This window comes from Variovorax sp. E3 (assembly GCF_016082275.1).
Lineage (GTDB): Bacteria > Pseudomonadota > Gammaproteobacteria > Burkholderiales > Burkholderiaceae_C > Variovorax.
Window position 1 is genome coordinate 1 of the sequence record NZ_MOWM01000340.1, and the last position, 1,123, is coordinate 1,123.

1 protein-coding gene is annotated in these 1,123 nt (G+C 69.1%); it reads left to right on the forward strand.

The features are described 5' to 3' along the window. Positions 1-1,123: type II secretion system secretin GspD (gene gspD / locus BMG07_RS40700; protein WP_198089217.1), on the forward strand; the 1,123-nt coding region annotated here is incomplete at both ends.

The window sequence follows — 1,123 nt, forward strand, 5'->3', positions numbered from 1 at the left end:
GCACCGGCGCGCAAGCCGGCGCCACGGGCAGCGGCGGCAACGGCGCCGCGTTCTCGGCGGGCGGCGTCACCGTGCAGGCCGACGCCACCACCAACACGCTCATCATCGCGGCGCCCGAGCCCATGTACCGCAGCCTGCGCCGCGTGATCGACACGCTCGACCAGCGGCGCGCGCAGGTGCTGGTCGAGAGCCTGATCGTCGAGGTGACGGAGCGCGATGCGTCCGAACTCGGCATCCAGTGGATGGCCGGCGGCGGCAACGGGCGCGGCGTACGCGCGGGCACCAATTTCGGCGGCGCCACGCTCAATGCCAACGCACGCAACACCATCGAGGCGATGCCCCGCGGGCTCAACATCGGCATCGTCGACGGCACGGTCAACCTGCCGGGCGTGGGCGAGATCCTCAACCTCAAGATGCTCGCGCGCGCGCTGCAGGCGAAAGACGGCGCCAACATCCTCTCGACGCCCAACATCCTCACGCTGGACAACGAGGCCGCCTCCATCATGGTGGGCAAGACCGTGCCCTTCGTGAGCGGGCAGTACATCACCAACGGCAACAGCAGCACCAACCCGTTCCAGACCATCCAGCGCGAGGACATCGGGCTGAAGCTGAACATCCGGCCGCAGATTTCCGAAGGCGGCACCGTCAAGCTCGACATCTACCAGGAGGTGTCGACCATCGACGCGCAGGCGTCCGACATCTCGGGCATCGTCACCAACAAGCGCGCGCTGGACACCAGCATCCTGGTGGACGACGGGCAGATCATGGTGCTCGGCGGGCTGATGGAAGACAGCGTGGCCAACGGCACCGAGTCCGTGCCCGGCCTGGGTTCGCTGCCGGTGGTGGGCAACCTGTTTCGCTACGACAAGCGCCAGCGCGTGAAGACCAACCTGATGGTGTTCCTGCGGCCCTACGTGATTCGCGACGCCAACGCGAGCCGAGGCCTCACGCTGGACCGCTACAACTTCATGCGCATGCAGCAGGGCCGCGCGCGGCCGGTGCCGCACGGGCTGCTGCCCGACGTGGGCGGCCCCGCGCTGCCGCCGGCCGACGTGCCGGTTGCATCAGCGGTCGGTTCGGTTGGCCGCGCCCCCGAGGTCGACCTGCGCCCGCAGAACTGGGA